This is a genomic window from Desulfobulbus sp., from assembly GCF_030824455.1.
Lineage (GTDB): Bacteria > Desulfobacterota > Desulfobulbia > Desulfobulbales > Desulfobulbaceae > Desulfobulbus.
On the sequence record NZ_JAVBXR010000013.1, the window covers coordinates 1 to 19,710 of the forward strand.

Below are 19,710 nucleotides of genomic sequence, written 5' to 3' on the forward strand. Positions count from 1 at the left end.
CCGATCTCATCGCCCGCCTCCGTCTTTATCTCCGCAAAAAGGCCTTTGAAAAAAGATCATTAAAAAACTGCGAGATAGCCGAAAGTTAGCCCACAGTTCCGTCAAGCAGGAGCAGTGTGGCGCCTCCCGTGCAAATGTCCGTAGCCAAGTGGATAAGTTCGTTCCCCCTGGCTTGGACCTGACCAATGGAAAACCCCGGCGCTGAAAATCAAAACACCACCTTGCAGGCGTTTCATCGCCTCTTTCCCACGGAAGAGGCCTGCGTCGACTTTCTCTTTCCGTTGCGCTGGCCCCAGGGGTTTGTCTGCCCCTTTTGCCGCACCCGCCACCCGCGTCTTGCCCTGCGGCGCTACATCATTTGTCCGCACTGCGGCAACCGCAGTTCGCTGACCACCGGCACCCTGATGCACGGGGCCAAAAAACCGATCAAGGACTGGCTGTTGGCCATCTGGTGGTTCAGCGCCTCGCCCTTTGACGTCAGCGCCAAGGAGCTGCAGCGACTCTTGGGCCTCTCCTGTTACCAAACCGCCTGGACCTGGCTGCAGAAGCTGCGCCTAGCCATGGGCCGGGCCGATGGAGAGCGCTGTCGGGGCGTGGTCGAAATCGGCTGCGGACCGACGGCGCCCGCCTATGAGCGCAAGGAGCGCGCCCTGGTGCTGATTGCGGCCGAAATCGTGCTCACCCTGGGCATCACCGGACGCATTCGCATGCGCCACATCCCCCGACTCGACGCCGAAACCCTGCCCCTCTTCCTTCACGACGCGGTCCAGGTCAACAGCAGCCTGCTGGCCGGCGACGAACAGCTGCTGACCCTGCTCAACCAGGTTGGGGCCTATCACGTCGCGCCGACCGAACCCGAGCAACCCTCGCGCGCCACTGAGCTGGCCCGCAGTTTCGAGACCTGCCTCCACACCGTCCACCGGGGCGGGGTCACGGTCAAGCATCTCCAGCTCTATCTCGACGAGTTCTGTTTTCGCAACAACGCCTCGTTCCTGCCCGACCATCTGGCGGTGTTCAAATCCCTGCTGGCCGGCGTTCTGGACGAATCGATCCAGCAGTATCGGCACGCCGTCCAGGCCGGCCGCACGATTGACGAGGCACCGCTTCCAAGGAGGCAGCCATGAAAAATCCGGTGCAACTCGGCCTCTGGCTGTTGGCCCTCACTGCGGTCGGCATCTTTGGCTACAACGTCTATTTGCGCGAAACCACGCCACCGCAGCGCGCCTACACTGAATTTCTCTCCGAGCTGCGGCAGGGCGCCATCGCCAAGGTCCATATTCAGGGCCAGACGCTCACCGGCGAGGATACGGCCGGCCGCGCCTTTGGCGCCTTTGTTCCGGACGTGGCCGCGCTGACCCCGCTTTTGGTGGAAAAAGAGGTCGTGGTCACCGGCGAGCAGGCAACCCCTTCCGGCCTGGCCGACGCCTTCAAAACCCTGCTGCCGGCCCTGCTGATCCTCGGCGGCTGGCTGATCTTCAGCAAAAAATCGTTCAAGGGCGACTTTGCCGCCGGCCGCGACTCGCGCTTTACCCCGATCAAAAGCGAGCGCATCACCTTTGCCGATGTGGCCGGCATCACCGAGGCCAAGGAAGAGCTGCAGGAGATCGTCGAGTTCCTCAAAAATCCGACCAAATACAGCCGCCTGGGCGGCCGCATCCCCAAGGGGGTGCTGCTCCAGGGCGCGCCCGGCACCGGCAAGACCCTGCTGGCCAAGGCCATTGCCGGCGAGGCCTCGGTGGCCTTCTTTTCGATGGGCGGCTCGGATTTTGTCGAAATCTTCGCCGGAGTGGGGGCCTCGCGGGTGCGCGAGCTGTTCGCCGAGGCCAAAAAGAGCGCGCCCTGCCTGATCTTCATCGACGAGATCGACGCCATCGGCGGCCGACGCTCCGGCGGCCAGAACAGCGGCGCCAGCGACGAACGCGAGCAGACCCTCAACGCCCTGTTGGTGGAGATGGACGGCTTTGATTCCGAGGAAACGATCATCATGATCGCGGCCACCAACCGTCCCGACATCCTTGACCCTGCCCTGCTCCGTCCCGGCCGGTTCGACCGCCAGATCACCATCTCCCTGCCCGACGTCAAGGGCCGCCTCAAGATCCTGGAAGTGCATGCCCAGAAAATCGTCGCTGCCCCGGAGCTCAATCTGGCGGCCATCGCCCGCTCCATTCCGGGCTTCAGCGGCGCCGAGATCGCCAACTTGGTCAACGAGGCGGCCCTGACTGCGGCCAAGCGTAACAAGGACGCCGTGGAAATGACCGATTTCGAGGAGGCCAAGGACAAGATCGTGATGGGACTGGCGCGCAAGAGCGTGGTGGTCAGCGAAAAAGACCGCCGCCTCACCGCCTATCACGAGGCGGGCCACGCCATTGTCGGCCTGATGCTGGAAGAGACCGATCCCCTGCACAAGATCACCATCATCCCCCGGGGCCGGGCCATGGGCCTGACCCAGCAGGTGGCTCTGGATGAACGCCTCACCTATTCCCGCGAATACCTGCTCAACCGCATCGCCATTCTCATGGGCGGACGGGCGGCGGAGGAGCTGGTGTTCAACCGCCTGACCACCGGGGCCAGCAACGACATCGTCCAGGCCACCGAGATTGCCTCCCGCCTGAGCTGCGAATGGGGCATGAGCAGCGTACTGGGGCCCATCGCCTACCGAACAAGCGGCGACGGGTTTCTCGGCGAAAGCGGCCAGATCAAGCCGTACAGCGAGATGATCGCCCGCCGCATCGACCAGGAAATCAAACATCTGATCGGCGACTGTTACGACCAGGCCGCCGAGCTGTTGAAGAAGCACAACCGGTTTCTCCATAAATTCGCCGAGGCCCTGCTCCTCAACGAAACCATGGACGCCGAAGAAGTGGATCTTGTGTACCGCAGTTACCTGAAAGAACGGGAGCTTGAACGCATATTGACCGAAAACGGAGGAAAGAATGACAGCATCAACACCAATGAACAGACGGAGGTTTTCCCATGACAATTAACCCCAAGGCCGTGCTTGCGGCTGCGGTTTTGCTGCTGGCCGGGACGCTGACCACGCCGGGCCGGGCCATGGACCAGCTGGACGCGCCGGAAACGGTGACCATCGACGCCCTGGCCGACCTGTACAAACCGGTCGAATTCAGCCACAAGCGCCATGCCCAACTGGCCCGCTGCAAGGACTGCCACCACCACACCACCGGTCAGCAGGACATGGACCCCAACTGCGTCCGCTGCCACGCCCAGTCTCCCGAGACCGGGCGGGTGAGCTGCCAGGACTGCCACATCAAAAAGCAGTTTTACCCGGAACAGGTGATTGCCGGCAACAACCCCAACATCTACCACATCGACAAACCGGGGCTGAAGGGGGCCTATCACCTCAACTGCGTGCCCTGTCACATTAAAAAGAACGCGCCTTCCGAATGCGACAGCTGCCACGCCCTGACCGACAAAGGCCGTGATTTCTTCCATGTTGGCGGCGAGAAAAACGGCAAGGCCGGTCCGGCCAAGGGCAAGGACGAACATGCCCGCTGATGGCGGCCATATCCTGAACACCAACCATACAGGTGAACGATAATGAATAAACTGATTAACCGGAGAGGGTTTCTGCAGGGCAGCCTTGTTGCTTCCGCCGCCGCAACCGTCTCCCTGGCAAAGAAATCCGAGGCCGCAACCTTTGAAGGCTACCCCAACGCCATGGGCGTGCTGGTGGACCTGTCGCGCTGCGTCGGCTGCCGCAGTTGCGAAGCCGCCTGCAACAAGGAGCAGAACCTGCCGGCGCCGGCCAAGCCCTTCAACGATTTCTCGGTGTTCGACGAGATGCAGCACGGCCAGAAACGGCGCACCGACGAAACCCGCTACACCATCGTCAACCGCTACGACATTCCCGGCCGGGAGCACCCGCTGTTCCGCAAAATCCAGTGCAACCACTGCCAGGAACCGGCCTGTCTGACCTCCTGTTTCGTCAACGCCTACACCAAAACCCCGGAAGGCGCGGTGATTTACGACCCCGACGTCTGCGTCGGCTGCCGGACCTGCATGGTCGCCTGCCCCTTCTACATCCCCACTTTCCGCTATTCCAGCGCCTTTCATCCCCGGATCATGAAGTGCGTGTTCTGCTACGACACCCGGCTGACCAAGGGATTGCCGCCGGCCTGCGTCGAGTCATGCCCCCAGGAGGCGCTGACCTTTGGCCGCCGCTCCGATCTGCTGGACATGGGCAAGCAGCGCATTCGCGAAAATCCTGGCGCCTACGTCGACCACATCTACGGCGAGCACGAGGCAGGCGGCACCGCCTGGATGTATATCTCGCCCGCGCCCTTTGAGCAGGCAGGCTTCGACGTCACCGTGCCCAAGGAACCCATCCTCAACTACGTCAAAGATTTCCTGTCGATCGTCCCCATGGTGCTGACCATCTGGCCGGCCCTGTTTGCCGGCTTTCACCTGCTGGCGACCAGAAAAGACAAGATGGAACAACAGAAAAAGAATGAGAACGAGGGGGAGGTCTGAACCATGAACGCCTTTATCAGCAACAAGCAGGAAATACCCATCGCCTCCCATGTCAAGCCGGACGGGGGCGCCTGGAGCATCAAGGAAAAACTGTGGCTGGGTCTGAGCCGCGACGAATACAAGGCCCAGTTTCTGCGCAATCCGGTTAACTGGGCGTTAATTGTGATTTTTGCCGTCGGCGTGCCGATCATCCTCCAGCGCTATCTCTTCGGACTCGGCTCCATCACCCACGCCTCCAACGACTACCCCTGGGGCCTGTTCCTGGGCTTTGGCCTGTTCGGGATGGTGCCGCTGTCGGCCTCGGGATTTCTCCTGGGCACCACGGTGGAGATCTTCGGCCGCAAGGATTTCGTGCCGATCGAGCGGCTGGCCCTGCTCAACGGCCTGCTCGGCTACTTTTTTGCGGTGGTCTACCTGGAGGTCGACCTGGGCATGCCCTGGCGGCTCTACTACCCGATGTTCGTCAGCCTGGGGCCGGCGGCGGTGCTTTTCCTCGTCGCCTGGCATGTGGCCACCTATCTGTCGGTGCAGGTGGCGGAGGTGTCGTCCGCCTATTTTGAATGGATCGGCTGGCTCAAGGGCAAACGGTTCATCAAATCGATTGCCGTTGGTCTGACCATCTCCGGCATCATCCTCTCCACCTTGCATCAAGGCGCCCTGGGCGCGCTCTTTACCTATGCGCCCGCCAAGGTGCATCCGCTCTGGTTTTCCGCCAATTTCCAATGGATCCACTTTTTCTGCTCAGCCATCTTCGCTGGGTTGTCGATGGTGATTGTCGCCAGCGCCCTGTGCAAAAAATACATGGCTTGGCGCTGCGACCGGCGCTTCCTCGACAGCGTCGACGAACTGACCTTGGGCCTTGGCAAAGGCTGCGCCTATGCCATGATCACCTACTTGGTGATCAAGCTGGTCGGCGTGGCTCACGACAACGACTGGGCCCACCTGCTCACCGGCTGGGGCCAGTATTTCCTGCTGGAGATCGGCGTGGCGGTGGTGCTGCCGATGTTCATGTTTGCCGTGGGGGTCAAAAATCGGCTGGTGGGGATGGTGCGCTGGGCCGCGTTGATCAGCGTGCTCGGCATCGTCTGGAACCGGCTCAACACCTCTATGATCTGCTTCAACTGGCAGCTCTACCAGGAGATTCCGCACTGGAAAGAGGTTTGGACGACCGTCACCATCTTTGCCCTCTACTTCATTGTTTACCGCTTTATCCTCTACCGTCTGCCCATTCTCTACCAATGGCAGGGTGAAAAATAATGCGTTCGGTTGCGGATTCCGGCATCCCCCCGCTCTCTTCCCGCGCCGGGATCCGCAACCACCCCGGAGGTGAACAGTGACGGCACGCAGGCAAGGCGCGATGGTGCGGAAAATGGCTGACTGGCCGCTAAATCGGGTGTTTTTCGCCATCACCGCCGCGGTGTTGGTTTTCCTCGCCCTGGTTCTCGCCCTCGGCGTTCGCCAATACCTGCTGTATCACCAGTGCAGCCAGGCGATGACCGAGGGCGACCAGCTGCTGTTCCAGTTCACCGCGGTCAAGGATCATCTCAACGAATCCCTGATTCTGCGGGAAGAAGTCAACCTGCGCGCCTTGAACGGCGAATTGCAGAGTCTGGAAAAAGCGGCCGAGGTCTTGGCGCGCAACCTCCTGGTTCCAGAGAGCCTCAAAGCAACCCTGCCCTCCCGGGTCGACCTGGTCGGCCTGGAGGTGCGGCTTCGGGCCATTCAGGAGCAACCGCAGGAAAAAATTCGGGAAACCGCCGAGCTGGCGCGCCTGCTCAACAGCGTCAACATTGGCCTGCAGCAATTCCGTTTTGGCCTGAGCGACTATACCCAAACCATCCTCCTGGGACTGCACAAGATCATTGTCGGGGCATTGGGGTTGATTGTGACCCTGTCCTGCACCCTGCTCTACCTGCTCAACCGCCGTCTGGCCGCGCCGATCCTCGAACTCTGCACATTGACCGCCCCTGCCGGCGAGGAGGACGACGACGCGCCGTGCTCCCTGCGCATGCTGACCACCCGGGTCCGCGACCTGCTGGCCGGCGAGGAGCAGCGGCGCGCAAGACCGGAAGAGGCGCCCCCCGACGATCCCGAGCAATTGCGGCGGGCCGCGCTTCGCTATCGCTACGCGGTCACCGGCTGCATCGGCGCGGAATTGACCAGCGAACTGACCAATCGCATCAACGGGGTGATCAATTACACCCAAACCCTGATCGACATCGACGAACAGGGCGGCGATCGGAAGCAGTCCGTGGTCGTGCAGCAATCGCTGGTGAGCGAAGAGAAGAAGACCGCCGAACTGGTCGGCGCCATGCAGCGCATCGGCCAATGGCAGCCGGCCCGGGCCTCAAGTGTATCCCTGGCGACCCTGTTTCGCCTCCTGGCTCTGGTGTTCGAAAAACCGTTGCGGGCCGAATCCATCACCCTCGATCTGCCCGTCGAATGCAACCAGGAAGCAGCCGTTGCAGCCGGCGATCTCTGGCTGGTGCTGCTTGCCTTGATGCAGCAGGGCCGCCGCGCCCTCAATCGCGCCTTGCCCGGCAAGCAGGGTGAAAAACGGCTGCAGATCGAATGTCGCGTTCACCCCGGCGAAACCCGCCGCCTCACCTTAACCCTGACCAACACTGCCGGCGCCTGGGACGACGACAGCGCCGGCGCGGTCTGGCCGCCGCTTTCTTTTTGCACCCACCTGTTGCAGATGCACGGGGCCTCGCTCGCCCCTGAATCGACCGGCGGCGAAACCCGCCTTCTCATCGAACTGCCGTACCGCAGTTCCGTTGCCTGACTTCCGCCCCTGACACACCCTTCCCGCCACAGATTCGCGCACAGCGGCTTTTGCATTCGCCGCGCAACCGTGCCTAACCGCGCCTGACCTCACCTCGCCCAGCTGTCTCCAGACCTTGCCAACCTGTCCGCTCACCTGTCTGCCACATGCCGCAACACAACCGTGCCGCAATCGCCACACCTTCGCCGTTGCCGCGCCACGCACCTGTGGTCCCCGTGCGGCGTCGCCACAAATGCGTGGTGCGGCAAGACGCTCCAGCCACAACTTTCAATTAAATTAAATCGAAATAAATCAAATATTTATTCAGAATTTCATTTTAAATCCACCCCGCTCCTTTCTCTGGCGCCGGGGGTGCAATTCCAAGGGCAAAGCAACGCAAACTCGCAGCCTACCCCAGCCCAGGAGGACATTATGACCACTCAAATTATCAACAAGAACGAAACCAAGACCGATGTTGCCCAGGAAACCTCCAAGTTCACCATCCGAGTGGTCATGACCATGGCCGCAATGATTGGCGTGTGGGCCTTGGCCTGCCTGATTGGCGGTTTGGCCAGCGGCGGCGTCGGCAACCTGATCAAAGGATACGTCAGTACGATTATCGGCTACTGATTCACTGAAAATGCAGAGCAAAACAAGGAGCGCAACAATGTCTGAAAACACCAACAGCAAAAAAGTTTCCGCCGTCATGCTGGGGTTTGGAGCCCTGGTTGTCCTCTGGGTGTCGGCCGCGTTTGTCGGCGCCCTGCATCATGCCAACTGGCAGTTCGGCGAACTGGCGCGGCAGTACATGCTGGCCACCGGGATGATGAAGCCGCTGCACACTCTGGTTGATTTTTACTCGCACATCAAAGGCGTCGAATACCTGATCTGCGTCGCCTTCTTTGTCGCCTTCCCGGTGTTCTTCAAGTACGTCAACAAGGAGAAGCGGACCGTCCAGGTGAGCAAATAAACCGCCCGGCGATTGCCGCCAGACCATGGATCAGCCCCATTCCCCGTCGCACGGCGGAGAATGGGGCCTTTTCTTTTTCCCCCTCATCAGGGCAAGCCCGCGACAGTCACCCCAAAAAGCGGCGCGCTGTTGCGCCAGCGGCGCATCCCGTCCATCCAAGCCGCAGCCTGTTGCAACAATCCCCCAAACTTCCCCTTTTTTCTGAGAGTGCTTGACATCGAATCGCCTCTTTTGTACCACTTCTTGGTGTCGGTTCACGCGACAGTTGCTGCGGATCAGGACAAGGGGCGCAGACCTTGACCTTTTCAGAATGCACCGCAGCACGCCCCTTCGATCCAGACGACATAACTTCATCTTTCCTCTGTGGAGCCGCCCATGAAAGCCAGCAGCCCCAAGCGCCTGACGGCCCGAAAGATGTGGTGGTTGTTGCCGGCGCTGTTGGCCTCGAAGAATGTAACGTCTCTAGACCTGTCGCACGCTTCGGCTTCCGACGCCTCGCCCGTTGTTCTCCGCCTGGCCAACGGCGAATGGCCGCCGTATACTGGCCAGCATCTGCCCGCCCACGGCTGCGATTCCCAGGTGGTGACCGAGGTCTTTGCCCAGGAGGGCATCAGGGTGGAATACCAATTCCTTCCCTGGGCGCGCGGCCAGTTGCTCTCGCAAAACGGGAAGGTCGACGGCACGCTCGAATGGGCGGACACCCCTGAACACCGGCTCACTCATTTTCTCAGCAAGGAGCCGCTTTCCCGCCAACAGTGGGTCTTTTTTCACCGCAAAGACAAAACCGTCTCCTGGGAGCGCCTTGACGATCTGCATCACCGCTCCATCGGCCTGACCATCGGTTACGCGTACAGCGACGCCTTTACCGATCTGCACAAGCAGCGCCCGGCCATGTTCCATGAGGCGGCCGGCGATCTGCTCAATTTCAAAAAACTGCTGACCGGACGAATCGACCTCTTCCCCATGGAGCTGGCCGTCGGCCGGCATCTGATCGCCAACAACCTAAGCGCCGATGAGCAGGCGGAACTGACGGCCCATCCCAAACCCCTGGCCGAATTTTCGCCGCATCTGCTGCTTTCCCGCGCCCTGCCCGACAACGAGCGCCGGATGCAGCTTTTTGATCAGGGCCTGCAACGGCTCAAGGCCAGCGACCGTTACCGCGAAATCATGGCGCCATGCACGTGTGAAAGCCCATGAAAACAAAAACTCCCCTCAACTGCAGCGTTCGCGCCCACACCCCATGAAGCCCCTGCTCCCTTTGCTCGCCTCCCTGAGAAGCCGCCGCCTAGCGCTGAGCCTGTTGCTGGCCATTGGCGGCTGCAGCCTGGCGTGCATTGCGCTGGCCATCGGCTTTCAGCTCCACAGCGAGTACCGCCGGGATCTCGACGGCATCGCCCATCGCCTCCAATTCATTGAAAACAGCTATGTCCCGCCTCTGACCGCCGGGGCCTATCAACTGGACGACGAACAGGTGCGGCTGCAGCTCAAGGGCGTGCTGCAACTGCAGGACATCGTGTATGCGCGGGTGCGCGAGGACCTCAACAAAGGCTCCTACGACATTGTCGAAGGCGATCCGGAAGCTCGGGGCGCAATCATTCGCGAATACCCCCTGGTCTATCAGGCCAATCAACCGGTTCCGGTGGGCGTGCTTGAGGTTCGGGCCAGCCTTGACGGGGTTTATGCCCGCCTCAAGGAACGGATTCTGACCATAGCCCTTACCAACGCCCTGCTGATTGTCCCTCTGGCCGGCGTCATTCTGCTCATCCTCCAGGTTGCCCTTAACCGGCATCTGACGCGCATGGCCCGATACACCGGCAGCCTCAGCCTCGACAGTCTGGATCAGAGTTTGAGCCTGCAGCGCGCGCCGAGCCGCTCCGGGAACCAGGACGAACTCGATCAACTGGTGCAGGCCATCAACGAGATGCGGTTGCGCATCCGCGACGACGTGGCGCATCGGCAGGCGGCGGAACAGGAACTGCTGTTCCGCAAGGCCATGCTTGAATGCGTGCTTGAAGCCCGCATCGACGGCATTTGCATCATCGACGCCGACAACGCCTGTTTGTTTGGCAACAACCATTTCCGCAGTCTCTGGCATGTGCCGATCCACTGTCTGCCTGGCGCTCCGGCCCAGCCGATCTTCGCCTTGATCGAGGAGCAACTGCTTGAGCCGGAGAGTTTCCGGGCCGCCCTGGACGAGGCGCGGCAAGCTCCTCTTACTGAGCTTCAGGGAGAAACGGTCCTGATCAGCGGCAGGGTCCTTGAATACTCCAGCGTGCCGGTGCTCACCACCGAGGGCAGGCTCTACGGCCGACTGTGGAGTTTCCGCGACGTCAGCCAGCGCAAACAGCTGGAAGAACAGCTGCGCCAGAGCCGCAAGATGGAAACCCTGGGCAACTTGGCCGGCGGCATAGCCCATGATTTCAACAACCTGCTCTCGCCGATCATTGGCTATGCCGAACTCGGCCTGAGTCGGCTGGAGCCAAACGACGCCCTGGTTGTCGATCTCAACCAGATCCGCAAAGCCGCCGCGCGGGCCGCCGATCTGACCCGGCAGATTCTCGCCTTCAGCCGCAAGCAGATGCTTGAGGTCAAGGTGATTGATCTCAACGAGCTGATCCGCGATTTCGAGCCCATGGTGCGCCGTTTGATTGGCGAGTCGATCACGGTGCGCACCCTGCTTTGTCCGCTGCCGGCCCTCATTCGGGCGGACAAGGGCCAGATCGAGCAGGTAGTGCTGAACATGGCGGTCAACGCCCGCGACGCCATGCCCGAGGGCGGAACCCTGACCCTCGAGACGGCCGAGGTTGCCCTGGACCAACGCTATGCTGAACGCCACGTCGAGGTCGAGGCCGGCGACTATGTGATGCTGTCGATCAGCGACACCGGCGTCGGCATTGAAGAGGCCATCCAAGACCGCATCTTCGAGCCCTTCTTCACCACCAAAGAGCGCGGCAAGGGCACCGGCCTGGGCTTGGCAACCTCGTTTGGTGTCGTCAAGCAGCACCACGGCCATCTCTGGGTCTACAGCGAGCCCGGCCACGGAACCACCTTTAAAATCTACCTACCCAAGGCCCAAGAGGACCTGTCGGCGCCGGAAGCGGTTGCAGCCGCAGTTCCGGCGGATTCGTTCGGCGGCGAACACATTCTGGTGGTTGAGGACGACGCCATGGTGCGCGAGTTGGTCTGCGACACCCTCGTCTCGCACGGCTACCGGATCTCGGAGGCGGAGCATCCCGACATGGCACTGGAAATGGCCGCCCGGATTGATGACGTCGACCTTCTCCTCACCGACGTGATCATGCCGGGCATGAACGGCCGGGAACTGCACCGGCGTTTGTCCGCCCGCATCCCCGATCTCAAGGTGCTCTACATGTCGGGCTACTCGGAAAACGTCATTGCCAACCAGGGCATGCTCTACGAGGGGGTTCATTTCATCCAAAAACCGTTCTCGGTTCGCGCCCTGCTGGAGAAGATTCGCCAGTCCCTGGGGTAAACCGCGCAATTCGACTGGGTTCCCGGCCGGCCGCCCGCAGGGTGCGGCTTTTTTTGCGGACTACAGGCGAATCGCTCACGGGCGTGCAGAGTATCCTTGAGATTTGGCGAATGAATAGGTATACATTTCGCTTTTGAATTCTCACGAACCCATGACGTTCCATGAAAACAAGCGACACATCCACCGCCCCCCCCGTGTTTGAGCTCAAAGGCAGCGTTTTGACCGTGATGGTGCTGCACGTCCGGGAAACCAATCCGGAGTTGCTCTATCCGCAGTTGGAGAAAAAGATCGGCCCGGCCCGCTCTTTTTTTGCCAACGCGCCGCTGGTGATTGATCTCAAAATGGTCGCCGAAGACGAGCAGTCAGCCCTGGATTTGCAGTATCTCGCCGGCTTCCTGCGTGGTCTGGGCCTGGTGCCGGTGGGCGTGCGCGGCCACGTCGCAGCCATTGCCGACCGTGCGCTTGCCACCGGCCTGGGTTTGTTGGCCGCCGCGCCCAAGACCGAGAAATCAGTCGCCAGCCCGGAGGAAGCCCCACCCCAGGCCGTTGCAGAGAAACAACCGGCCGAGGAACACACGGCCGATGCGCAGCCCCCGGAGCCGCCGCAACCGGCCCGGGCCGCAACCATGGTGATCGCCCATCCGGTGCGCTCCGGCCAGCAGGTGGTGGCCCCCGAAGGCGATCTGGTTATTTTGTCCTCGGTCAACGCCGGGGCAGAGGTGATTGCCGCCGGCAACATCCATATCTACGGGGCGCTGCGCGGACGGGCCATGGCCGGCGTGCATGGCGACGTTTCCGCCCGGGTGTTCAGCCTGCAGTGCAACCCGGAACTGGTGGCCGTGGCCGGCGAGTATGTGGTCAACGATCTGCTCGACCGGGCGGTGCTCAATCAGAGCGTGATCGTCACCCACGGCACGGGCGGCCTGCGCTTTGAGGTTCTGGGCGACTTCCGCCCCCATGGGTGACGTGCAAGGAATATGATGACATTAAACAGGAATGCAGCATTCTTGACAGAGAGAGAACAAGGAGGAACACACGTTGTCTAAAGTGGTCGTTGTAACGTCCGGCAAGGGCGGAGTAGGCAAAACAACTACCAGCGCAGCCTTTGCGGCGGCCCTGGCGGTACGCGGATACAAAACAGTCGTCATTGATTTCGACGTCGGTCTGCGCAATCTCGACCTGGTCATGGGCTGCGAACGGCGGGTGGTCTACGATCTGCTCAACGTCATCCACGGCGAGGGCGCGCTCAATCAGGCCCTGATCAAGGACAAGCGGGTGGGCAATCTCTATATCCTGCCGGCCTCGCAGACCAGGGACAAGGACGCCCTGTCCAACGAGGGCGTCGGCAAGGTGATTGAGGCGTTGCGGCAGAGCTTTGAATACATCGTCTGCGATTCGCCGGCCGGGATTGAAAAAGGGGCGATGTCGGCCATGTATTTTGCCGACGAGGCCCTGGTGGTCACCAACCCCGAGATCTCCTCGGTGCGGGATTCAGACCGGATCATCGGCATGCTGGCCAGCAAGACCCAACGGGCGGAGCAGGACAGCGACCCGGTGAACGTCCACCTGGTGGTGACCCGGTACGATCCAGTGCGGGTGGAGCGGGGCGACATGCTCAGCGCCGACGACGTGTGCGAAATTCTCGCCATCCCCTTCCTCGGGGTGGTGCCTGAATCCAAACTGGTGCTGGCCGCTTCCAACTCGGGCATTCCGGTGACGCTTGCCGAGGACAACGACGCCAGCGAGGCCTATTTCGACATGGTGGACCGGTTCCTCGGCGAAGACGTGCCGTACCGTTTTATGGATGTTCAGAAAAAGGGTTTTTTCTCCCGCTTCTTTGGATCGTGACGCCATGAACCTCTTCGACTTTTTCCGACCTAAGAAACCTAAATCCGCGTCGGTGGCCAAGGAACGCCTGCAGATCATCGTCTCCCACGAACGCCGGCGCTCATCCACACCCGACTTCCTGCCGCAACTGCAGACCGACATTCTGCAGGTGGTGCGGAAGTATATCCAGATCAACGAAAACCAGATCAAACTGTCGCTGGACAAAAGAGGCGACTGCGAGGTGTTGGAACTCAACATCTCGCTCTCCGAATCGGGAAAGCCCTAAGCAAATCCGGCGGGATGCAGGTTGATTGCATCCCGCCGGAACACTCCTCGCCGCGCCGCGATCAAGCGCCCGGTTCCCATTGCGGCTCCGGCGTCTGATCGCGTCTGCTTCTCCTACCCCTCGTTTTACCGGGGCGGCCTGTCGTCTGGGCCACCGCTTTCCGAAGCGTGCCGGCTTTGCTCCGGACGCGCCTCTTTCCTCGCCCTTTTGTCAGCACAGTCGACCGTTGAACGCTCGTTCACCGGCGTCCGGCTGATACTTGCCCTGCGTCAGGTCAACTCATCCGCGCGGGAGCGCAACCAAGCTATCGTGCGCGCGGCGCCGAAGCCCATTTTTTCACAATCAGTTTGAGATACAACCGTTCGACCTTGGTGCGAGCCCAGGGGGTGCGGCGCAGGAATTTGAGACTGGAGGCGATGGAGGGATGGTCCTGGAAACAGCGGATGTTAACCTGCTCAGCCAGCCCTTCCCAACCGCACTGCGCCTGCAGTTCGGTCAGCATCTGCTCCAGGGTGACGCCATGCAGGGGATCTTTGTTTTTTTCGGTATCCATGGGAGATGCGTAATCGGGCGGGTGTGTGCTGCTGGGTGCGGAAAAAAATCAGGGGAACAGCAGGTCCGGCGGTGGGGTGCGGTTCGCCGGACCCGTTGTGGTCAGCCCTGCTTCATGAACGCATGAATTTCATCGTAGGTGATCACCTGGATGTCCGCTTCCATGTTGAGAGACTTGATCTTGGTCGGCGGGGCCTGGCCTTGGCGCACAGGCAGGAGTTGAGGTTTTTCCTCGTCAACAAAGACAATCACCGCCGGGGCGCGGTCCGTGTCTTCGAGACGGAACCCGTGCAGTTTTTGAGTCTCTTTGTCAATGACTACCGTGTCGTTTTCTATGGACAACATCGTGCTTTTCCTGGTGAGAGCGTTGCAGGTTGCAGCGCCGGGCAACGGGTGCCCCAACGCGGATTTCCCCCCTTCTATACCATTCCTCAACCGAGAGGTTAAGCAAAAAGGCGCTGCAGTCACACGCCCGTGCGGCAGCCGTGCACCGCAGCCCCGTGCGCGCCGACCATTTCCGGCTGTTCCGGGATGCAAAGCGGCGTTCCCAGGGCGGCGGCAAGTAACCGCACCACGCAGGGATTGTTGGCCACGCCGCCGGCAAAGAGCACCGGGGAGGCAAGCCCCACCCGGGCCAGCATGGCGGTCGTTCGTTTGACGATCGAGGCGTGCAGCCCAAGGGCAATGTCGTGCGGGTCGCGCCCCCGGGCCATCAGACTGACCGCCTCGGTTTCGGCAAAGACCGTGCACATCGAGTTGATCGTGAGCTGCTCCTTGCCCTCCAAGGCATAGGCCCCGAACTCGGCCAGCGGAATCTGGAACACCGTGGCCAGATGTTCCAGAAACTTGCCGGTGCCGGCGGCGCAGCGGTCATTCATCTCAAATTTGAGGATCTTGCCGCCCGCCGCCAGGGCAATGGCCTTGGTGTCCTGGCCGCCGACGTCGAGCACGGTCCGCGCCTCGGGACACAACGCCGCGGCCCCCAGTCCGTAGGCCTTGATCTCGGTGATGGTCTCCACCGCCGCGCAGAGGCCGGCGTTTTCCACCAGTCCTCGGCCGTAGCCGGTGGCCACCAGCCGATCAAGGCGCACGCCCGCCAGCAGTGCGCGCGCCTGCCGCAAAGGATCAAAGGTGGTGGCCGTCTTGCGCTGATCCACCACCCGGTCGCCGTCGTGGAGCACCAGTTCAATTGAGCGGGAGCCGACGTCCAGCCCGCCGACAAGCGGCACGCTACCCACGCTCCCGACGACAACCCGGCGCCGCGCCCGCGTTTTTGCGGCCCAATCCGCTCATTTGATCATCTCAACAAAGGCCTCGACCCGGGTCTTGAGCTGCTCGACATCCTCCATGCTGTAGTCGGTGGCAATCGACAGCATCGGCGTTCCGTCCTGGCTCAGGGTCTTTTCGATCTTGATCGCCTCGTACTCATAAGGCTGGCAGAACAGCAGACTGTAGTGGATGACGCCGTCGGCCTGCAGATCCTTGACCATGGCGCGGACGTTGTCCTGCCGCTCCTGGTTGGGGGTGAAACAGGCGCAGTCGATCTTGAGATAGCGATCCACCAGGGCGTCGATCATCTCGTCCAGGGTTGCGGCCTCCTCGCTGACCAGATCGCGGGTGTTGCGGCTGCCGATGCACGATTCCTCGCCGACAATGACCGCGCCGCTGCTCTCGACAATGTAGGGCAGCTTCCAGTTGGGTACGGCCATGGGACAGCCGCTGAGCAGCAGACGCGGCGTTCCGGCCGGGGCCACGCCTTCCTTTTTGCCCACCCGTTCCCCGATCTGATCGCAGAGGGCGTTGATGCTGGCGGTGAAGCGGATCGGGTCGTCGTAAAAGGCCACCTGGTTGATCAAAAGGGCGTCGCGGCCGGAGATCGGCGCCGGATCGGCCTGACGCAGCGCATTCAACCGCTGCAGCGCCCGCCGTTTGGCGTTGACCGTTTGAATGGCGGCCTGCAATTTTTCGGCGGTGATCTGGTTGCCGGTGAGTTCTTCCAGCAGCTGTTTGTACCGCAGGACCTCGCTCTTCCACAGCAGGCGGTCGGCGGCTGTTTTGCGTTGCGGCACTTCCAGCACCTCCAGCGGCACATGCTCGGCAAAGGCCTCGTAGGCTTTTTTCTTGCCGTCGCAGGTGGTCTCGCCGATCACCAGATCGCAGGATTCGGTGAACGGACAGAGCCGGGCCAGCTTGAAGCCAATAAAGGATTTGATCAGGGCGCAGGTGTTGCGCGGCACCAGTTGTTCGGCCTCAGCGAAGCCCGCCTCGGCCCCGGAACAGAGCCCGACGTGAACGGCGTCGGCGGCCAGGGTCAGTTCCTCGGGCACAAACACGCAGAAGGTTCCCACAATCTTGCGGCCGGAGGCCTTGGCGTCCTGCAGCTCTTTGATGCGCAGGCCATGCACCTCGCTCAGGACAAAATCCAGATATTCCATCCCTTTGAGCCGTCCCGACTGGGACAGGTAGATATCGCCGTAAAATTTGCCCAGCACCGCCAGCAACCCGTCATGGGCCGGGATGTCCAGGTTGAGTTGTTCCCACATTGCCTGATGCGCGTTTGTCGTCATCGTTCTTTCCCTCCAAGGTAAGCGTAGTCAAGAGCCCCCTTCTATCATAGGGGGCCAGGATCCGGCAAATAGGTATTCCTGAAGAGTTTGGCGCGTCCAAAAGGAATATCCTATACCAACCTCCTGGCGAGGATCGCCGGCAATGGGACAATCCCACCAAACGCGGATCAGGAAACGAGCGAGGCGGCAGTGCATGGTGCACGCCTGCACTTGCCCGCAACTTCGCCCAGGAGGGAATGAAAAATGGGCGCGGTGCAGCCTTTGACCTGTACACAGCGAATCGACTCGCCTATCCTTGAGCATATTGACGCCTTCGGCCCACAACCACAACCAAATGCCAGATTGCCGCGCCGTCGCCACCCTGCAGAGCCGTGGCAGCAAGCGCCAGGAAAGCCCGATGAACAAGAAACACACCGTCGCCCAGCTGATCAGCGTAGACCGGGTGCAGCGGTTCAACTCGCAAATTATTGTCGGCATCATCGCCTCGATCCTCATTTCCGTGGTCATGGCCGGCATGCTGCTCGAGGTGACGCCGCCCAGCAAGGTGGCCTGGTGGCTGTCGGCCTTCCTGGTCACCAGTCTGATCCGGCTGTCGATCTACCTGTACTACCGACGACGCGGCACAACCGTCGAATCGGTGGGGCTGCAAAAAAACCTCCTGCTGCTGTCGCTGTTTTTCGCCGGCTGCATGTGGGGCACGGCGGCCATCTTCCTTTTTCCGTACAACTCGATCACCCACCAGGTGTTGCTGGCCTTTGTGCTCGGCGGCATGGTCGCCGGTTCGGTGAACATCTTTGCCTCGATCATGACCAGCTTCTACGTATTCAGCATCCCGACCATCGTGCCGTTGACGGTGGTGCTGTTCAGCATCGGCGACCGGCTGCATATGGCCATGGGGTTGATGCTTTCGATCTTTGTGCTGTTCATGGCCCTGGCCAACAGGAAAATCAATCTGGAAATTTATGAATTTCTGGTGCGTAAACATCAGAATCTCGAGCTGATCCGAAATCTTGAGCTGGAAATTGGGGTGCGGCAGGCGGCAGAGGAAAAATTGCTGCTGAAAAATCAACAGATCGAATCCATCGTCGAAGAGCGCACCGTGGAACTGCGGCAGGTCAACGAGCAACTGCTGGCCGAGATTGACGAACGGATCGAGGCGGAAAAGGCGCTCAAGGAAAGCGAGCTGAAATACCGGGAGCTGGCCAATTCGCTGCCGCAGATCATCTTTGAAACCGACGCCGCCGGCCGGATCACCTTTGCCAACCGCAACGCCGGCAAACTGCTGGGCTACGCCAAAACCGACTTCAGCCAGGGGCTGAGCGCCTTTGACGTTCTCGCGGCGAGTCAGGCTGCGCAATCCGTCGCCGGATTGCGCGCGGTCTTGCAGGGCCGCCCACTGACCGGGGAAGAATATCAGGCCCACGGCAAAGACGGCCGCAGTTTTCCGGTTTCGGTGCATGCTGCGCCGGTGTGCCAGCACGGGGCCATTGTCGGCGCGCGGGGGCTGATGATTGATCTCACCGAGCAAAAGCGGATCGAGGCGGAACAACACCGGTTGCAGAACCAGTTGCAGGCGGTGCAAAAGATGGAGGTGCTGGGCGCGGTGGCCGGAGGCGTGGCCCACGATCTGAACAACATCCTCTCGGCCATTGTCAGTTATCCCGATCTCTTGCTGATGCAAATCCCGCCGGACAGCTCGCTGCGCCAGCCCCTGCTGATCATGCAGGAGTCCGGCAAACGGGCTGCCGCCGTGGTCCAGGACCTGCTGACCCTGACCCGCCGGGGAGTGGTGGTTGAGGAGGTGCTGAATCTCAACGAAATCATTGAGCGCTACCTGCAGAGCCCTGAACATGAACAGCTGATGCAGGCCCATCCGGGCGTCCGGGTGCGCGTCGCGCTGGATGAGCGGCTGCTCAACATGACCGGCTCCAAGGTGCATCTGTTGAAAACCCTGATGAACCTGGTCTTTAACGCGGCCGAGGCCATGCCCGACGGCGGCTTCATTGACGTCGCCACCGGCAACTGCCGCCTGGACCAGCCGCTGAGAAAATACGACGCCGTGGTCTCAGGCGAGTATGTGGCGCTGACCGTGGCGGACACCGGCACAGGGATCGCCCCGGAGGACATTGACCGCATCTTTGAGCCTTTCTTTACGCGCAAAAAAATGGGCCGAAGCGGCACCGGGCTGGGCATGGCGGTGGTGTGGGGCGCGGTTCAGGATCACGGGGGCTACATCGACGTGACCAGCGTCGAGCATCAGGGAACCCGCTTTGCCTTGTACTTTCCGGCAACACGAAGGGAAACCGACGGCGGCGAGCAACCGGCGCCGATCGCGGCGTGGCAGGGCAAGGGCGAATCCATCCTGGTGGTGGACGACGTCCCGGTGCAACGGAGGATTGCCTCCGACCTGCTGACCCATCTGGGCTATCAGGTCGCCACGGCGCAGAGCGGCGAAGAGGCAGTCGAGTTGCTGCGCGCCCGCCCGGTTGATCTGGTGGTGCTCGACATGATCATGGCGCCGGGCATGGACGGCCTGGACGCCTTTCGCCAGATCCGCCGCATGTATCCGGGCCAGAGGGCGGTAATCGCCAGCGGCTATTCGGAAACCGAACGGGTTCGGGAGGCGCTCGCCCTGGGAGCCGGACCCTACGTCAAAAAACCCTACACCTGGATCACCCTTGGCCAGGCGGTCAAGACTGCGCTGAACCGCGCGGAGACAACGCCCCAAGCCTTCGGACCAGCCGGCGAGGCGTGACCGGCGCC

General features: G+C 61.4%; 18 protein-coding genes. 14 read left to right on the forward strand and 4 right to left on the reverse strand.

What is annotated here, in order from left to right; genetic code table 11:
• Positions 1-185 precede the first annotated feature (185 nt).
• The 13 genes from RCH93_RS01840 (at position 186) to minE (ending at position 13,828) form a co-directional block, all read left to right on the forward strand.
• Positions 186-1,124: a transposase gene (locus RCH93_RS01840; RefSeq protein WP_306546531.1), complete on the forward strand. Its 939-nt coding sequence runs from the start codon at positions 186-188 to the stop codon at positions 1,122-1,124.
• Positions 1,121-2,977, forward strand: coding sequence for an ATP-dependent zinc metalloprotease FtsH (gene ftsH / locus RCH93_RS01845; protein ID WP_306546533.1), 1,857 nt, complete (start codon positions 1,121-1,123; stop codon positions 2,975-2,977). Before RCH93_RS01840 ends, ftsH begins: the two co-directional genes overlap by 4 nt.
• Positions 2,974-3,513: a cytochrome c3 family protein gene (locus tag RCH93_RS01850; protein WP_306546535.1), complete on the forward strand. Its 540-nt coding sequence runs from the start codon at positions 2,974-2,976 to the stop codon at positions 3,511-3,513. Before ftsH ends, RCH93_RS01850 begins: the two co-directional genes overlap by 4 nt.
• 42 nt (positions 3,514-3,555) lie before the next feature.
• Entirely contained in the window at positions 3,556-4,488 is a 933-nt protein-coding gene (locus tag RCH93_RS01855; RefSeq protein ID WP_306546537.1) for a 4Fe-4S dicluster domain-containing protein, read from the forward strand.
• Between the two features lie 3 nt (positions 4,489-4,491).
• Positions 4,492-5,745, forward strand: a complete 1,254-nt coding sequence (locus RCH93_RS01860) for a polysulfide reductase (RefSeq protein ID WP_306546539.1) — start codon at positions 4,492-4,494, stop codon at positions 5,743-5,745.
• Between the two features lie 112 nt (positions 5,746-5,857).
• Positions 5,858-7,273: a hypothetical protein gene (locus RCH93_RS01865; RefSeq protein WP_306546541.1), complete on the forward strand. Its 1,416-nt coding sequence runs from the start codon at positions 5,858-5,860 to the stop codon at positions 7,271-7,273.
• Between the two features lie 411 nt (positions 7,274-7,684).
• Positions 7,685-7,882 (forward strand): hypothetical protein, encoded by a 198-nt coding sequence (locus RCH93_RS01870; RefSeq protein ID WP_306546543.1) that lies wholly within the window; start codon positions 7,685-7,687, stop codon positions 7,880-7,882.
• A gap of 37 nt (positions 7,883-7,919) precedes the next feature.
• Positions 7,920-8,222 (forward strand): hypothetical protein, encoded by a 303-nt coding sequence (locus RCH93_RS01875; RefSeq protein ID WP_306546545.1) that lies wholly within the window; start codon positions 7,920-7,922, stop codon positions 8,220-8,222.
• A gap of 375 nt (positions 8,223-8,597) precedes the next feature.
• Positions 8,598-9,419 carry an ABC transporter substrate-binding protein gene (locus RCH93_RS01880; RefSeq protein WP_306546547.1) on the forward strand — a complete coding sequence of 274 codons (822 nt, stop codon included), beginning with the start codon at positions 8,598-8,600 and terminating at the stop codon, positions 9,417-9,419.
• A 43-nt stretch (positions 9,420-9,462) separates the two neighbouring features.
• Entirely contained in the window at positions 9,463-11,715 is a 2,253-nt protein-coding gene (locus tag RCH93_RS01885) for an ATP-binding protein (RefSeq protein ID WP_306546549.1), read from the forward strand.
• Positions 11,716-11,876: 161 nt separating this feature from the next.
• Complete coding sequence (minC, locus tag RCH93_RS01890; RefSeq protein WP_306546551.1) at positions 11,877-12,680, forward strand: septum site-determining protein MinC; 804 nt, start codon at positions 11,877-11,879, stop codon at positions 12,678-12,680.
• Between the two features lie 73 nt (positions 12,681-12,753).
• The gene (gene minD / locus RCH93_RS01895; protein ID WP_306546553.1) at positions 12,754-13,563 is read left to right on the forward strand and encodes a septum site-determining protein MinD; all 810 of its coding nucleotides are present in this window, start codon (positions 12,754-12,756) and stop codon (positions 13,561-13,563) included.
• A gap of 4 nt (positions 13,564-13,567) precedes the next feature.
• The gene (minE, locus tag RCH93_RS01900) at positions 13,568-13,828 is read left to right on the forward strand and encodes a cell division topological specificity factor MinE (protein ID WP_306546555.1); all 261 of its coding nucleotides are present in this window, start codon (positions 13,568-13,570) and stop codon (positions 13,826-13,828) included.
• A gap of 304 nt (positions 13,829-14,132) precedes the next feature.
• Here minE and RCH93_RS01905 read toward each other — a convergent pair whose 3' ends face one another.
• From RCH93_RS01905 to RCH93_RS01920, 4 genes are all read right to left on the reverse strand, one after another.
• Positions 14,133-14,381, reverse strand: a complete 249-nt coding sequence (locus RCH93_RS01905) for a VF530 family protein (protein ID WP_306546557.1) — start codon at positions 14,379-14,381, stop codon at positions 14,133-14,135.
• Positions 14,382-14,482: 101 nt separating this feature from the next.
• On the reverse strand, positions 14,483-14,725 hold the full coding sequence (locus tag RCH93_RS01910) for a hypothetical protein (RefSeq protein WP_306546559.1): 243 nt from the start codon (positions 14,723-14,725) through the stop codon (positions 14,483-14,485).
• 119 nt (positions 14,726-14,844) lie between these two features.
• Entirely contained in the window at positions 14,845-15,618 is a 774-nt protein-coding gene (locus RCH93_RS01915; RefSeq protein ID WP_306546561.1) for an acyl-CoA dehydratase activase, read from the reverse strand.
• Between the two features lie 51 nt (positions 15,619-15,669).
• A complete protein-coding gene (locus RCH93_RS01920) occupies positions 15,670-16,947 on the reverse strand; it encodes a double-cubane-cluster-containing anaerobic reductase (RefSeq protein ID WP_306546563.1) in 1,278 nt (425 codons plus the stop codon).
• 397 nt (positions 16,948-17,344) lie between these two features.
• Between RCH93_RS01920 and RCH93_RS01925 the strand changes: the two genes are divergently transcribed.
• The gene (locus RCH93_RS01925) at positions 17,345-19,702 is read left to right on the forward strand and encodes a response regulator (protein WP_306546565.1); all 2,358 of its coding nucleotides are present in this window, start codon (positions 17,345-17,347) and stop codon (positions 19,700-19,702) included.
• The last annotated feature ends 8 nt before the right edge of the window (positions 19,703-19,710 follow it).

What these genes read in the sequence shown, in the direction of transcription:
- RCH93_RS01840 (WP_306546531.1), top strand. Translation starts at nt 186, where the DNA reads ATGGAAAACCCCGGCGCTGAAAATCAAAACACCACCTTGCAGGCGTTT.
- ftsH (WP_306546533.1), top strand. Translation starts at nt 1,121, where the DNA reads ATGAAAAATCCGGTGCAACTCGGCCTCTGGCTGTTGGCCCTCACTGCG.
- RCH93_RS01850 (WP_306546535.1), top strand. Translation starts at nt 2,974, where the DNA reads ATGACAATTAACCCCAAGGCCGTGCTTGCGGCTGCGGTTTTGCTGCTG.
- RCH93_RS01855 (WP_306546537.1), top strand. Translation starts at nt 3,556, where the DNA reads ATGAATAAACTGATTAACCGGAGAGGGTTTCTGCAGGGCAGCCTTGTT.
- RCH93_RS01860 (WP_306546539.1), top strand. Translation starts at nt 4,492, where the DNA reads ATGAACGCCTTTATCAGCAACAAGCAGGAAATACCCATCGCCTCCCAT.
- RCH93_RS01865 (WP_306546541.1), top strand. Translation starts at nt 5,858, where the DNA reads ATGGCTGACTGGCCGCTAAATCGGGTGTTTTTCGCCATCACCGCCGCG.
- RCH93_RS01870 (WP_306546543.1), top strand. Translation starts at nt 7,685, where the DNA reads ATGACCACTCAAATTATCAACAAGAACGAAACCAAGACCGATGTTGCC.
- RCH93_RS01875 (WP_306546545.1), top strand. Translation starts at nt 7,920, where the DNA reads ATGTCTGAAAACACCAACAGCAAAAAAGTTTCCGCCGTCATGCTGGGG.
- RCH93_RS01880 (WP_306546547.1), top strand. Translation starts at nt 8,598, where the DNA reads ATGAAAGCCAGCAGCCCCAAGCGCCTGACGGCCCGAAAGATGTGGTGG.
- RCH93_RS01885 (WP_306546549.1), top strand. Translation starts at nt 9,463, where the DNA reads ATGAAGCCCCTGCTCCCTTTGCTCGCCTCCCTGAGAAGCCGCCGCCTA.
- minC (WP_306546551.1), top strand. Translation starts at nt 11,877, where the DNA reads ATGAAAACAAGCGACACATCCACCGCCCCCCCCGTGTTTGAGCTCAAA.
- minE (WP_306546555.1), top strand. Translation starts at nt 13,568, where the DNA reads ATGAACCTCTTCGACTTTTTCCGACCTAAGAAACCTAAATCCGCGTCG.
- RCH93_RS01905 (WP_306546557.1), bottom strand. Translation starts at nt 14,381, where the DNA reads ATGGATACCGAAAAAAACAAAGATCCCCTGCATGGCGTCACCCTGGAG.
- RCH93_RS01910 (WP_306546559.1), bottom strand. Translation starts at nt 14,725, where the DNA reads ATGTTGTCCATAGAAAACGACACGGTAGTCATTGACAAAGAGACTCAA.
- RCH93_RS01920 (WP_306546563.1), bottom strand. Translation starts at nt 16,947, where the DNA reads ATGACGACAAACGCGCATCAGGCAATGTGGGAACAACTCAACCTGGAC.
- RCH93_RS01925 (WP_306546565.1), top strand. Translation starts at nt 17,345, where the DNA reads ATGAACAAGAAACACACCGTCGCCCAGCTGATCAGCGTAGACCGGGTG.